The organism is Kitasatospora sp. NPDC098663 (assembly GCF_044760075.1).
GTDB lineage: Bacteria > Actinomycetota > Actinomycetes > Streptomycetales > Streptomycetaceae > Kitasatospora.
The window spans coordinates 78,401-93,192 of record NZ_JBIWAP010000005.1 but is presented as its reverse complement, the minus strand read 5'-3'; the positions used below and the strand labels follow the sequence as shown (position 1 = coordinate 93,192).

At 70.7% G+C, this 14,792-nt stretch carries 8 protein-coding genes; 6 read left to right on the top strand and 2 right to left on the bottom strand.

The annotated features are described in order from the left end of the window. Positions 1–13: 13 nt before the first annotated feature. Positions 14–379: a darcynin family protein gene (locus ACIQVZ_RS07210; RefSeq protein ID WP_350875946.1), complete on the top strand. Its 366-nt coding sequence runs from the start codon at positions 14–16 to the stop codon at positions 377–379. A 114-nt stretch (positions 380–493) separates the two neighbouring features. Here the strand turns inward: ACIQVZ_RS07210 and ACIQVZ_RS07205 are convergent, their stop codons facing one another. After that, a complete protein-coding gene (locus tag ACIQVZ_RS07205) occupies positions 494–1,291 on the bottom strand; it encodes an alpha/beta fold hydrolase (protein ID WP_402447837.1) in 798 nt (265 codons plus the stop codon). Positions 1,292–2,171: 880 nt separating this feature from the next. Here ACIQVZ_RS07205 and ACIQVZ_RS07200 point away from each other — a divergent pair. From ACIQVZ_RS07200 to ACIQVZ_RS07180, 5 genes are all read left to right on the top strand, one after another. Continuing rightward, positions 2,172–6,176, top strand: a complete 4,005-nt coding sequence (locus ACIQVZ_RS07200; RefSeq protein WP_402447835.1) for a DUF6603 domain-containing protein — start codon at positions 2,172–2,174, stop codon at positions 6,174–6,176. A gap of 41 nt (positions 6,177–6,217) precedes the next feature. Further along, on the top strand, positions 6,218–8,488 hold the full coding sequence (locus ACIQVZ_RS07195) for a hypothetical protein (RefSeq protein WP_402447833.1): 2,271 nt from the start codon (positions 6,218–6,220) through the stop codon (positions 8,486–8,488). 12 nt (positions 8,489–8,500) lie between these two features. Beyond that, positions 8,501–12,190 carry a hypothetical protein gene (locus ACIQVZ_RS07190; protein ID WP_402447831.1) on the top strand — a complete coding sequence of 1,230 codons (3,690 nt, stop codon included), beginning with the start codon at positions 8,501–8,503 and terminating at the stop codon, positions 12,188–12,190. A 40-nt stretch (positions 12,191–12,230) separates the two neighbouring features. Next, entirely contained in the window at positions 12,231–13,379 is a 1,149-nt protein-coding gene (locus ACIQVZ_RS07185) for a hypothetical protein (RefSeq protein WP_402447829.1), read from the top strand. A gap of 87 nt (positions 13,380–13,466) precedes the next feature. Beyond that, on the top strand, positions 13,467–13,745 hold the full coding sequence (locus ACIQVZ_RS07180) for a hypothetical protein (protein ID WP_402447827.1): 279 nt from the start codon (positions 13,467–13,469) through the stop codon (positions 13,743–13,745). A gap of 466 nt (positions 13,746–14,211) precedes the next feature. Here ACIQVZ_RS07180 and ACIQVZ_RS07175 read toward each other — a convergent pair whose 3' ends face one another. Beyond that, on the bottom strand, positions 14,212–14,745 hold the full coding sequence (locus tag ACIQVZ_RS07175; RefSeq protein WP_402447825.1) for a hypothetical protein: 534 nt from the start codon (positions 14,743–14,745) through the stop codon (positions 14,212–14,214). Positions 14,746–14,792 lie beyond the last annotated feature (47 nt).

Sequence of the window (14,792 nt, the reverse complement as noted above, 5' to 3'; positions counted from 1 at the left end):
CGGAGGCCCCCCGATGTCCGCTGAAAAGTCCGAACCGCCGGTCACGGCGTTCATGCTGGTCAAGACCACGCCCGAGTGGCTCGCACTGACCGTCGAGGAACGCGTGGACGCCTTCACCACCCAGGTCCTGCCGGCCATCGAGGCCAGGACCACCGGCGTCCGGTCACGCTTCTACGACACGGAGTTCTACTCCGCTCGTGTCACCGACGTCTGGGTGTGGGAGGCCGACGACCACCACGCCTACCGGCTCCTCGTCGACGCACTGCGCGAAACCCCCTTCTGGGACCGCTACTTCGAGGTCGTCGACCTCCTCGTCGGCACCGAGAACGGCTACGCGCGAACCTACGGCCTCGAACCCGTCGCCACCATCGCCACCTGACACACCGCCCGCCCACCCACCCGCCCACCTGCGCACGAGCGCCGATGCCCCCTGACCGCTCGCGGTCAGGCGGGCCCGCGGCCCGCAGCGGCGCACCGGTGGGCTGGCGTCGAGTCAGAACCTGACGCCGGAGAGCAGTTTCGCCGTCTCCTCGGGGGCCTCGACCGGGAAGTGGTGGCTGCCGAGGTCGATGAGCACGATGTCGAGGCGGTCCCGGTACCGGTCGATCGCTTCCCGTGTCACCAGGTCGCGTATCGCGAACACGGTGATCGGCTGCCTCGTCTCGCGCAGGGCCGCGTCCATGTCCCAGCGCACCAGGCCCTCGATGGCCCGCAGGCCCGCGGGCTGGCGCACCGCGGTCATCTTCTCGGCGTACGCGTCCTTGAGCGCCGGGTCCGTCCCGGCGGGTGAACCCCCTTCGACGAGGCCCCGAACGGCGGCGGCGAAGTCCGTCCGGAACACGTGCACCGTCGCCTCGGCCTGTTCCTCGCCCAGCGCCGGGAACAGGGACAGGTAGTGCAGTGCGTCGAGTGCGACCACCTGCGAGACGGTGTCGGGGAGCAGTCGGCCGACTTCGACGGCGACCGCCCCGCCGAGGGAGTGGCCGGCCACGACAGCCGTGTCCACCGACTCGGCTTCCAGGACGGCGGCCACGTCACGGGCGAACTCCTCCATGGTCCAGACCTCCCGCGTCGACCGCGACTCGCCGTGCTCGGCGAGGTCGATCGCCAGGACGCGGTGGTCCTCGGGCAGATGGTCGATCACCGCGTCGAAGTCGCCGCGGTCGCACGCCCAGCCGTGGATGAGGGCCAGGACCGGCCCTCCGGTCGGACCGCTGGCCGTGTAGCGGATCGTCGTGCGGTCCGATCGCTGAACCTGGCGGTGCTTCTTGATCCTGCTGGCAGTCGTCACGGTGGCTCCTGATGCGGCGGGGTGAAGGCTGTATCGGGCGGTCGGTGGGAAGCAGTGGTCGACAGGCAAGGCGACATTCGCAGTGATCGCTGCGTCAGCGATTCGAGCGTAGCGCAAACGCAGTGATCGCTGCACTTACAAAGCAGATGTCGGCGGTTCGAAACCGTCCACGCCCACCCATAACGGACATATTTTCAGGTCGAAACGGACAATCGGGGCGAGTATCCTGCGCTCCCTCGCTTCTGGGCTTCCTGGCCCCTGTCTGGCATCGTCGCAGGTCAGAGGCGCTTTGCGCCCTTGGTGACATCTGCTTCGCGAAAGCGGCGCTCATGTCCCTCGCGGGGCTTCTTCTGAGGAAACAGCAGGTCAGGGCGGGTTTTCCGGCCGGTGGACCGCGTTGGGTGATCTCTGCTTCCGCTGGGCGGGGTTCACCCATGTGGACCAATGTGAAGTCGCAGGTCAGAGCGGGTGTGACAGGGGCCGTGAGGGCTTACCGCACACATTCAGCACACATGGCATGCGATCACGGCGACTCAGTAGCCATCGGAGGCCGCCCTGCCGCTGCCCACTGCAACGGTGAGGTGCGAAGTGGCCACGCTTCAACCAGCAGGGCTGATCCGTGGCGATCAACACGTGATCGATTGAGGTGTGAGGCTGCTACGAATGCGAACAAATAGCGGTCGAGATCGCTGGATTGGTCGCGTCACCTGAAGCTGCGTCATTCGCTCTGCCATCATCCGCTGTAGGCCGCACGGCATCCGGGATGTCGTGCGCCGGGGAGCCGACGGCTGCTCGTCAGTCCGCCCGGACAGTTCGAACTCGTCTTACGGCCGCGCCAATACCCGTGCCGATTCGCCGTGGGCGGAGAGGGAGCCCTGCTGTGCCACTTTCCATCTCGACTCTGCGTACGGCTCTGGAGAAGGCACAGGGTGACGGCTCGTTCCGGATCGGGCCGGCCGACCTCGACTTCGCCGACATGACCGACCTCTTCACCCGTTTCCTGCCGGATGGTCTGCTGGACGTGGTCAGCGGCGTCCTGGTGGACGTGGACGCGCTGAGCGTCTGCGGCAAGGTCGTGCTGCTGGGACAGGCCGCCTCGGACGCCCGCGTCGTGTTCCTGCCCGACGGGCCGGGCGAGTACGTCGCGGGGGTGCGGATCGACGTGGTGCTGCTACCGGACGGACCCGGGTTGCCGGTCGAAGTGGCCCAGGTTCCGGAGGCGCTGGCACGGGTGGGACTCGGCCCGTTGCACCTGGTCTTCGGAGTCGAGTCGAGTTCCGACAACGGGAACGCCGCCCGGGTCGGCTTCGGTGTCGAGCTGCTGTTCCCCGCTGCCGAGGCCGATCCCCGGCCCTACGTCTGGGGCTATCTGCCGCTGGGGTCGGACCAGACCTGGTTCGTCACCGGCACCTTCCCCGACGTCCCGCTCGACAGCCCGGACGATCTGCTGGCCTTCGCGGGCCTGGGGCCTGGTGACCTGCAGATCCCGCCGGACCTGGGCAGCGCGGCGGCCCTGGCACTGACCGGCCTGGCCATCGCCTTCGTGCCTCGCGAAGCCCGTGCCGCCGCCGGATCCGACGCCCCCGGCGAATCGCACGGCTCGCCCGGCTCGTCGAGGGCACCGGTGTCCTTCGACTGGACCGAGGCGTCGATGACCGTCGGTCTCGGCAGTTCCTGGGAGGTCGTGCCCGGCAAGGTGACCGTCGACCACCTGGCGGCCGTGTTCACCGTCGAGGACCCCTTCGGGTCGCCCTCGCTCTCGACCGGGGCCGCCGGCCAGGTGACACTGACCCAGGGCGTCGTCATGACGGTGACCGGAACACACTCCACGGTCGGCGGCTGGTCCTTCACCGGCCTCGCCCAGAACATCCCGCCCGCGGAGCTGTTCCGGTCCCTGGGCCTCACCGCGCCCGAGTTCCTCGCCGACATGACGGTCGAGCGGTTGTCCGTCGACTTCGACGACCGGGGCCGGATCGCCGTCGGCCTGCGCTCCGCGCTGGACGCGACGCAGTCTCCGGCGGTACTGGACCTCCGGTGTGAGGCCGAGCCCGGCGGCTCCACCACCCGGCTCTCCGGCACCCTGGTGATCCCGCTCCCCAGCGCGGACGACGCGATCCGCGAGATGGTGTTCACGGTCGACGCGGCCACCGGCGAGGACGGTCACCGGCTGGCGGCGCGCTGGGACGGTGGCGTGGAACAGGTTGGCGCCCTCGACCTCGTGTCGGCGTTCGGGCTCGCCACGGCACCCGAGACTCCGCAGGCGCTGATCCCGACACTCACCTCGGTGGCACTGTGGTACGAGCCCGGCACCGGGCAGTTGGCGCTGGGCGCGGTGGCCGGCTACACGACCTGGGCCTTCGTCACCCTGCCCGACCCGTCAGCGCCGCAGCGCCGCCTGTGCGCGGCGGCCGGCGGAGCCGCGATCACCGCCATGACCTCCCAACTGCCCCTGATCGGCGACCTGGTGCCCGCGGAGTTCGACCTCGCCCTCAGCCGGGCGGGCTTCGCGCTCACCTCCGCCGGCTGGGACCCGGCGGCGGCGGAGGCAGCCAACGGCATGCTCGCGGCGGCCGAGTCGATCGGGGACGGCTCGGACCGCCCTCCGCTGCCCCGGTTCGCCGAGGCGGTCGCGGTCCCCGGCCTGGTCCTGGCCCTGGACTACGCGATCAGCGGTGACCCGCAGCCGCCACTGGCGCTGGTGGTGTGGCAGCCGAGCGGCTCGGGTACCGTCGCCGTGCCTGCCGCGCCGGAAGAACTCGCCAGCCGGGACCTGGACTTCGCGTTCGGCCCGCTGCGGATCAAGCGTGCCGTCCTCGGCTACAGCGGGGACCGCGTCTTCCTCGCCCTGGAGGCGACGCTGGCGGTCGGCCCGGCCGAGTTCGGCCTGCTGGGCCTGGGAATCGCCGTCGACGCGGGTGACTTCTCCGTCACCCCGGTCCTCATGGGCGCGGCCCTGCTGATCGAGAAGCCCCCGCTGCGCATCGCCGGCGTCTTCGAGAACCGCCTGGACCCGGACTACTCCGCCCTGATCACCGGTGTGGTGACGGCGGAGACCGGCTTCTTCGCGATGATGGCGCTGGGCAGTTACGCCCGCAGCCGCGAGGGCTGGTCCTCGCTGTTCCTGTTCGGGGAAGCGGGCGCAGCCGGCGGTGTGGCCCTGTTCGGGCCGCCGGCCTTCACCGTCACCGGGCTGTCGGGCGGCTTCGGCGTCAACAGCTCAGTGCGGGTGCCGGCCATCGACGAGCTCGACTCGTTCCCGCTCATCGCCCGGCTGGACGCCTCCGACGAGCGGACCCCGCAGGAGATGCTGAACGAGCTGATGGGCCCGGGCGGGTGGCTCAGGCCGGTGCCCGACCAGTACTGGGGCGCCGTGGGCGTGCAGTTCACCTCCTTCAAGTTCATCGAGAGCCGCGCGCTGGCCCTGGTCGAGTTCGGCAACAGGCTCGCCGTGATGCTGCTCGGCCGCACCAGCGTGACGTTCCCGCGCAACGCCTCGACCGCGCGGAAGGTCCACGCCCGGCTCAACATCGACCTCAAGCTCGCCTACGTACAGGCCGAGGGCCTGCTGTCGATGGACGTCGCGGTCGCCGACGGCTCGTTCGTGTTCAGTGAGTCCGTGCGGCTCACCGGCGGGATCGCCGTCTATGTCTGGACCGGAGGGTCCCGGCGCGGTGACTTCGCCATCAGCGCGGGCGGCTACCACCCCTCGTACCAGCCGCCGGGGCACTATCCGGTGCCGGCCAGGCTGGGCTTCGTCTGGTCCCCGGACGACAAGCTGCGGGTCAGCGCCCAGGGCTACACCGCGCTCACGCCCAACGCGCTCATGCTCGGCGGACGGCTGGAGGCGACGTACGACAAGGGTCTACTCTCGGCGTGGTTCACCGCCCACCTGGACGTGCTGATCCAGTGGAACCCGTTCTACCTCGAACTCTCGCTGGGCGTGCGGATCGGCGTCGCGTTCACCATCAAGGTCCTCTTCGTCAAGGTAAGGGTCAAGATCGAGGTCGGCGTCGAGATCGACCTGTGGACCCCGCAGCTCGGCGGACGGGTCACCGTCCACGTCTGGTTCGTCTCCTTCAGCTTCGGGTTCGGTGCCGCCCGCCCGTCGCTGCCGGCCTCGAACTGGAAGGAGTTCCGGGCCCAGCTACCCGACCCGGTCGCCATGACCCCGCTGGCCGGGCTGCTCGCCGACGTCGACCCGGGCGAACTGGCCGCACGTCGTGCTGTCGAGGCGCCGACGCTGATCACCTCGGCCGGCTTCGAGCTCGCCACCGAGTCGGCGATCCCCGCCTCGGCGCTCTACGTCAACGACGACGAACTGCCGTCCAACGGCGTACCGGTGCACATCCGCCCGATGGGGCTGACGGGCCTCACCTCGGAACACCGAGTCACCATCCACCGCAACCGTAGCGCCGAGTACTTCGACTGGCAGGGCTACGGCTGGAAGATCACCCCGATCACGCGCGACGTCCCGAGCGCCCTGTGGGGCAAGCCGGGCAAGCCCAGCCTCGACGAAGGCATGATCGCGGACAAGGCCTCCGGGCTGCTGATCGAGGTACCGCCGCCCACCCGTGGCGACGAGGTCGGCCCGATCACCTCGGCCGCGCTCGGATCGGAGCAACTGCCCCACGGACGCACCCCGCTGCGCGACCCGGCGGCGGCAGGCCCGGTCCCGGCCCAGGACTCCGCAGGCCCCCGGATCATCGCGCAGACGGTCGCCGCCCCCGGCATCCGCTCCCGCCGAAGCGCCGTGCACGCCGCGCTGGACCGGTTCGGCCTGGACCTGGCGGCCGAGGACGGTTCCCTGGCCGGCTACGCGCAGCGAGCCGAGACGACCCTGACCGACGCACCGCTGGTGCTCCCTGCGACGACGATGGCGGGCTGACCATGGCTACCCGACCGCTCTCCCCAGAGGCAGCCGCCGCATTGACGGCCACGCAGCCGGACCTGAACGTGACCTTCGTCGACCACATGAGCCCGCGAGCCACCGCGGGTACCTACACGGTCACGCTGGAACAACGGCTCAGCGACGGCGCAAACCCGATCGACGGCAGCGACCCGCTGCCGTCCGTCGAGCACGACTTCGAGATCCGGGCGGCCCAGTTCGTGCTGGACGGCGCCACCGTCCAGGCCGTCTACCCCGCGCGGGCGGCGGACGGCGACTTCCGCCTGGTGCTGCCGCACATCACGCTGACCAAGGAGTACCTGCCCTGGGAGCGGGAGCCGAAGTGGTCGCGGCTGGCGGACAAGCGCGCACCGTGGCTGGCCCTGCTGGTCTTCCGGGCCGGTGAGCTGCCCGGGGATCCGGAGGGCATCGCCCTGACCGAGCAGCTCACGGTCCGGGAACTGATCGCCGCCGATGACCCGACCGTGCTGGGGCCGCGCCTGACCGATCTGCCCGAGACCACCCTGGACGGGCAGTGCCGGAGCATCGACGTGCCGGCCTCGCTGTTCACCGCGATCCTGCCGACCGAGGAGGAGCTCTACTACCTGGCGCACGTGCGCGACGTGGCCGAACCGGCGCTGCTGGCCGACGGGGAGATCCTGGAGAAGGGCACCTTCAGCGTCGTCACCGCGAACCGCTTCCCCCGCGCCGCCGGCGACTACGCCGTGCACCTGGTCTCCTTGGAGGGTTTCGACCGCCACCTGGACGGCAGCCTGCCCGAGGGCACCGAGACGGTGCGCCTGTGCGCGCTGTGGTCCTGGTCCTTCCGCAACGACCCCGACGCGGCCTTCGACGCGGCAGGCATCCTGAACAACCTCGTCCGACCCGGCGAAGAGGACCCGGAGCAACTGGCCCTGCGCACGCCCCGGCCGAGCGCCGCGCCGGAAACGCCGACCCCCGACGAGCAGTACGCCCTGGACCGCCTGCACCTCGGCTACGTCCCCGTCCCGCACCGGCTGATCACCGGCGAGCAGAGCTACGCCTGGTACCGCGGCCCCTTCACCCCGCTCACCGCCCGGCCGGCTCCCGGCATCGGCACCGACACGCCCCGCACCACCGCCGACCACGCACTCATCTACGACCAGGACTACGGCGTCTTCGACGTCTCCTACGCCGCCGCCTGGACACTCGGCCGCACCATCGCCATCGCCGACCCGAGCTACGCGACCGAGATGACCCGCGCCCGGCGCGAACTGGCGAACACCGCCACCCGCCTGATGGCCACCGCCGCCGACCCGACCCGCTCCCAGGTCGCCGCCGCCGAACCGGAGGCCCGGCCCGGCCTGACCGCGCTGGCCCGCCTGGCCCGCGACCGCGGCGGCCGGAGCCTGGTCGACGCCCTGCGCGCACCGCAGCTCCCGCAGGACCCCGCAGCACGCACCGCCACCGAGCCGCCCCGGCTGAGCCGGGCCGCCGCCCGCGCCGCGCTGGCTGCCGAGCCCCGCCAGGCGGCCCTGCTCGCCACCGCGAGCCGCCGCGCCGACGGCCTCAGCGAGCGGCTCGACGAGCTCGGCGAACTGCGACTGGTGCCGTTCTCCTACCTGGTCCCGGACTTCCGGATGCTGCCTCCGGAGAGCCTGCGCCTGTTCCGTGTCGACCCGACCTGGATCGACGCACTGCTGGCCGGAGCCCGCGACGTCGCCACCAGCACCACCCTGGACGTCGCCTGCGACCAGGCACTGCGCCGGGCCACCGGCACCGCGCAGCGCGGCACCTACCCGCAGGCCGGGCTGCTGCTGCGCTCCGACCTCGTCCCGGCCTGGCCGCAGATGCGGATCGCCGCCACCCAGGACGGTCGGGCTCTGACGGAAGTCCGCCGCGACCACCCGGCGCCGGACATGATGCTCTGTCTGTTCGACGGCGTGCCGGACGAGGTGATGATCCGCGAGCCCAGCGAGGGCATCCACTTCGGCATCGACACCACCCTCGACGGCCGCGAGGTCATCGGCCTGCGCCAGCTCACCGCGGGCACCACCCCACCGCTGGGCGCCACGCTGCCCGGCCAGTACTTCCCCACCGGCACGGACACCGTGTTCTCCCACTACCTGCGCCCGGCCCACGGCGACGGCCCTGCCGACGTGCTGCGGCTGCGCGGCGAGGACGGACTCGCCAGGCAACTCGCGGCGGCGTTCCCCCCGCTGACGGACCTGCATCCCGCGCAGTTCGCCCTCGAACTCGTCAACGCGCCGATCGAGCAGCGCCTGACACCCGCCGGCTCCACCCGCCGCGAGCCGACCGACCGTAGCGCCTGAGAGGGACGACAGATGAGCGACACCGACCTGATCGTACCGATCCGGCTGCACGCCCTGGTGTACAACCACCTGGTGCACACCGCCGGCGGCCCCTTCACCCGCTGGAACGCCGACTACGCGGGCATGCTGGAGGACGGCCTCAGCCTGGTCCCCTCCCCGGGCAACGGGCAGCAGGAGGAGCGGCTTGAGGACTTCCGGGGCGTCCACCTCATGTGGCAGCTGCCCGAGGCCCTCACCGCGGGGCACTACGACCCGGACACCGAGGAGACCAGCTGGCCCCTGGTGCCCAACCGCTGGCTGGTGGTGCGCTACTTCGACGCCCCGGACCAGCCGGCCCCCCAGTCCCGCCAGGACGTGCGGGCCGCCGGCTGGATCGTGCACAGCGACTACCGCGAGGCCGACTACACCGCGGCGGACTTCGACGGCACCCTGCCCTACGGCACCAACCGGTACCTCCCGCGCGAACTGCCCGGCGAGGGGCGCGAGTTCCTCGGCCGCCACCAGCGACTGAGCGACGCCGAGCCCTGGCACGAGCCGCCGCGCCGCGAGCCCTTCCTCACCGCGGTCGGCCCCGGGCTGCCCGACTTCGCTGCCTACCACCCCTACAATCGCGACGTCTTCTCCTTCCACGACGACCTGAGCGACCTGCAGGCCGACGTCGACCTCCACCCGCCGGACAACCGGCTGTCCTACCTGGTGGTCGGCTGGTACTCCGAGAACCCGATCGACCTGCTCCAGCAGGCGATCTCGATCCCCGGCCTGCTCCCGCCCGACGACACCTCCCCGGAGGCGATTCTCGCCGCCCTGAACTGGGCGCTGCCCGGCGGTGTGCCACAGGACCTGGAACGCTCGCTGTACTCGGGTACCGCGCTCGGCATCACATGGCAGTACAACGACTTCCAGCCGCCCTCCGACAAGCCGGAGATCGCCGACATCACCGTCGCCGTCGGGCACAGCACCGCCGAGGCCGCCGCCGCGCTCGCCGCCAACCAGACCCGCTCGGCGGAGACCGGCGACCTGCTCTCAGCCCTCTGCCACGGCACCATCGACACCTTCGACACCTCCGAGGGCCCCGGCGACCTGACCGAGTCCCTGCGCACGACGTGGTTCGCCGGCCGTACCGGCGGCTACACCTGGCGCCTGGCGGATCGACCGGCACAGGGATCGCAGCCGACCCGCCGCACCACCGGCCGCGACGCCACCCCGGACTGGCTGCAGGAACTGAACGCGCGGCAGGCGCAGTACGACCGGCTCCTCGCCGAACTGGAGCACCTGCAGTGGCGCACCTGGAGCCTGTACTGGCTGCGCACCCGCAGCATCGTCGAGGGCCAGCACCCTCCCCAGTTCGACACCGCCGCCGACGCACAGCTGTCCCTCACCGACCCGAACAGCCTCGCCTCCCGGACCAGAACCACACACGAACAGGCCGCCACACTGGCGGCGCAGCTTCCCCACGGCACGACGCCCGAGGATTTGGAAGAGGCGATCGCCGCCTACGTCGCCGACAAACGGCTGCCTGAGGGCACGCGGCTGATCCGGGACGCCGTGCCCGCCTTCCACAGCCCCGCCGATCCGGTGGTCGTGGTCGACGGCGCGGGAACCTTCGAGGACCTGACCCGCGACACGCCCCTGCCCTGCCGACTGGCCTCGGACCTGCTGGAGTCCGTCAGGATCGGCGCCGGCCTCGTCGAGCGCCCCACCGACCCGGCGAAGCCCAACCTCACCGGGCTGCCGGACGTCTGCCTCGCCCTGCTCCAGGAGTTCGCGCTGCTCGACCAGGCCGTCTGGGCCACGGCCACGGACCCCGGCCCGACCGCGCTGCACGACGCGATCGCCGACCCGGATCAGAACGCCACCGGCCGGATCGCCGAGTACACCGCGCCGTGGCGCCAGCCGTGGCTGCCCCTGTACATCCAGTGGGACCTGCGCTACGTACCCACGCCGTACCGCAGCGACGGGGTGGACAACTGGGAGTTCGACGGCACCACCTACCAGTGGAAGGGCACCGGCTCGACCGCGACGGACGAAAGCTCCGCACGCCGCCGCTTCTTCCGCGGACGCTCCTTCCTGACCCCCACCACACGGCACGTCGTACGCGCGCAGCTGGCCCGCTACCTGGAGACCTACCCGCAGGCGAGCAGCCTGGGCATCGCCACCCTGCGCGAGGACATGGGCCAGCTGGACCTGCTGTCGCAGACCCTCGACGGATTCAACGACTGGCTGCTCCTGCAAGGCGGCGGCCCGCGGCTGCTGCCCCCCGCGGACATGGCCGACCTCCTCGGCGACAGCGGCACCCGGCCGATCCCCGGCGACTACGACCACACCGACGCCGAGGTGTTCCAGCCCGTCCGCGCAGGCCAGTTCTTCTTCCACGACCTGCGGATCATCGACCGCTTCGGACGCACCGTCGACATCGTCAACGACCGGCAGAACCACATCGAACAGTTCACCCCCGTACGCGCCGCCAGCGTCACACCGCCCGACCACCGGCAGCGACCCCTGTTCCCGGACGCGGTCGGCAACCAGCGCTTCATCCAACTCCCACCGCGCATCCTCCAGGACGCCCGGGTCCGGCTGGACGCCGTGAACTCCTCGACCGGAGCCGCCTACACCTCGGCCCCCACGGCCCGCGACAGCGCCGCCCCCACGACGCCTCTCGCAGGCTGGCTGCTGGTGAACCACCTCGACCGGACCCTGATGGTGTACGCCCCCGGGGGAGATCCTCTCGGTGAACTCCGCGTTCTCCACACCACGCAGTCCATCGCCTGGAACCCCCTGCCGCACTCGCCTCACCCCGACCCGACATCCGCGCACTTCCGAGCAGCCTTCCCCGTCCTGGCCGGATTCCTCGCCGGACTGCGCGGCCAACCCGAGGCACCCTCAGCGTTCACCGCACTGCTCGACACGATCGACCGGACGCTGGACCTGATCGTCGACCCCGCCGCGCAAGACGACGCCGTCCCCGCCAAGCTCATCGGCCGCCCGATCGCCCTGCTCCGCGCGGACCTCGCCATCGACCTCCAGGGACCGCCACTGACCAATCCCAGCTGGGCGACCGTACTCGAACCCCCCAGCGAGGACTACCCCGCCTACACCTGGCCAGTACGCCTCGGCGACGCCCAGAGCCTGACCGACGGACTCATCGGCTACTACGCCACCACCGGCGAGGCCGGCGACGAGATCGACTACCAGCAGCTGAACGCCACCGCCCCGGCCGGCGACCACCCCTACCTCCGGCAGATCACCACCGGCCAGGACCTCGCCCTGCCGGCGCGGCAGCCGGACGACACCATCACCCACCACCTCACCCTGCTGGCCGAACCGCACACCCCCGTCCACGCGATCACGGACATCCTCCCGATCGCCGTGCTCCAGCTCGACGCGGACCTCGTCCACCAGGCCCTGAAGAACATCCGCGCCTCCTTCCTCCTCAACCCCCTGCTGGCATCGGTCCGTCCGCCACTCGACCCCGAGGAAGCGCTGCGCAGCGGCTTCCCGCAGCACGACGAGCTGGTGATGCCGCGCCCGGCAGCCTGGCACGGCACCTGGACCTGGGCCGAACCCCGCGAGGGCGCCGGACCGGCAGTACCGGACTGGCTGGAGTTCCCGATCGCGCCCGCCGACACCTACGCCTCCCCCGGAGGTCCCAGCGCCGAGGCCCGTGCCGGCTACCTCCAGCTGCGCCCGGCCGGCACCGACTGATCCCGACACTCCTCACATGCCATCAGGAGAAAGGCAGTTCATGTCCACGTATCTGACGTCCGCCGACGCGTTGCTGTCCTACGCGATGAAGTCCGAGCCCGATCCGCTGGCGGTGAGCACCGACAAGGATCCGGTGCGCGGACGGCTGGACATCACCGTCACCCGAGGGGAAACGGGCCCCGCCTACTGCGAGAAGCTCACCGTCAGAATCCGTATCGGCACCGGCGCCAACGCCCTCACCGACAATCGCACGGCGATCGTCTCCGCGGTGGAAGGCGGTACCGCCCCGGAGCAGGGCGGCGGTTGGACGCCGAAAGACGGGTACGCCTCAGGGGACTGGCAGGTCTTCGAGTTCACCCCCAACCGCCCGCCCCAGTTCACCGACTGGCACCTGACCCTCGTCGTCTCCCAGATCGAGGTCAACAAGACGCCCGGCAATGCCGGCATCGAGATCATCGAGACGACCTCACCTACCAGCAGTGGCTTTACGGAGAAGAGCACGCCCTCGTCGGTCGCGAAGTTCCCCGCCGAATTCGCCTTCCGCAACTTCCGCCCCGAGAAGGTCATGGTGGACAACGGCGAACACGCCACCCTCAAGTGGGACGGCTCGGACGCCGAATACACCATGTTCTGGGGCCGTGACAACAGGGACGTGAGCAGCGTCCGGACCTGGACCACCCCCGAACCCCTCGTCGCGCCCACCGGCTTCATGCTCCAGGCCAAGGTCACCACTGGCCCGGACACCCTCATCCACACCCTCACCGCCGTCGTCATGGTCGACAAACCCGACCTCGAAGTCGGTCACCTCGATGTCTACGGCGGAGCCACTACCCACGGCAGACTCGCCGTCAACAACGATCTGGAACTGCGCGGCACCGCCACGGTGTTCGGCTACCACCACTATCAGCTGAGGAATGCCGTTCCGGAAAAGGAAGCACTGATCCCAACGGACGGGATTCTGACCATCCGCACCATGTCCGGCGACGGCGGCAATTCCACCGTGCGCATCGACGTCGAGTTCCGACCGGACGGTGGCTTCCAGGACTCCCAGACCTATGCCGTCCGGAACGCCATCCCTGTGACATTGCCATTGGTCAAAGGATGGAAGATCACGGTGAGAAAGCCCGCCGGGAATCCCGACGTCGTCGTCGGCTGGTTCCCGTTCGGCGGGGAAGCACTGCCCTGGTAGCCGCCACCTACGACCTTGAGATGCAAGATCATTTGACAGCAGGCCCGCTCGTGGGGCCCGCCGGGGTTCCCGTCCGGGGTCAGCTCGTTGATCGCCGATACCAGGGCCGTCAAGGCCGGGGCGGCGGGACACGTCTTCGGTGGACGCGAGGAGCTGCCCCGCCGAGACCAGCGCGGAGGCTACGAGCAGCGGCTGCGTGACGGCGGTGTCGCGGATGGTGTCCGCCTGACGGAGAGCGAGCCGTACGCCGCCGCCCGTGCGGCCGCTCAGTTCGAGCGCGCCGCCGGTTCGACCGCGCTGCTGGCCGGCCGCAAGGCACGCAGCAACCTGATGACCTGGGAGTACATCGGCCGCGCCTTCGCCTGAGGGCCGGAGGAGGTGCTGGAGCGGTTCGGCGAGATGCTGCCCGACGACGACCGGGGTGACGAGGCGTAGGTCGTCAGCCGCCGAGTTGAGGCCGGTGACCCGCGTCAGGCTGAGGCCCCGGCCAGCGCCCGAGCGGGCAGCGCCCGCCGGTCCAGCCGCGCCCGTGGCAGATCCGGCAGGACCAGCAGGGACCGCGCCTTCGCTAAACCGGGGCACGTCGACCGTCGAAACGGCCCTCCTCTCCGAGGAGCAGTGCCCAGTGTTCCGAGCAGGCCGGTAGCCTGCTGCCTGCTCGCACAGCGCGCGGAGCGCGGAGTTGCTGCGGACCTGACCGAGGGGGCTCTGGTCCAGCGCGAGGTCGCGCGCCGCGTTGACCTGGTTGGTCAGAACGACGGCTTGTCGTTGGAGAGCCGCGGCGTCGAGGTTCTCTTCCGCGTACGTCAGGTAGCCAGCGCGGAGGTCGGCTTCAAGCTCGCGCAGGTCCACCGGGCCGATCGGATCGCAGGCTGGGGCAACGGCTGAACCACGGGGTTCGGCATGCCAACCCGGGCCGGCTGGCGGTGCCCCGGAGCGCTACGCGCCAAGCCCGGTGTCGTCGGAATCGGCCGACAATGATTGCGGTGCCGGGGTAACCCGCCGCCTGCGGAAGCGTCGCCGACACCTCCACCTCAAACCGGGCGTCGCCAGACCGGCCGGCCTCGATCGCGTGAAACTGCACGGTGGTCAGCGGGAACACCAAGGCTTGCTGATGAACGGTGACGGTCCGCGTGTACGCCAGGTTCGCCGTCACCCGCCCGAGTTGGGCCCGGTTGATCGGGGAGGCCGCGAACCCGAACAAGGTTGCTTCCAGCGAGAGGAATCTCCCGGCCTCACTCAGCGGCGATACGCTGACCGCGGCCTGGACTCGCAGTTCGTGGCCGCCGATCGAGCGGTTGAGCCACACCTGCTCGTCCAGTTCCAGCGTGAACCGGACGTCGTTCTCGAAGCGCAGTTCCTGCACGGCCGCCCCGCAGCTGAGCATCAGTGGTCACCCAATTCTGCCTGCCC

Excerpts from the sequence above, each read along its gene's own strand:
- ACIQVZ_RS07210 (WP_350875946.1), top strand. The coding sequence starts at position 14 with ATGTCCGCTGAAAAGTCCGAACCGCCGGTCACGGCGTTCATGCTGGTC.
- ACIQVZ_RS07190 (WP_402447831.1), top strand. The coding sequence starts at position 8,501 with ATGAGCGACACCGACCTGATCGTACCGATCCGGCTGCACGCCCTGGTG.
- ACIQVZ_RS07185 (WP_402447829.1), top strand. The coding sequence starts at position 12,231 with ATGTCCACGTATCTGACGTCCGCCGACGCGTTGCTGTCCTACGCGATG.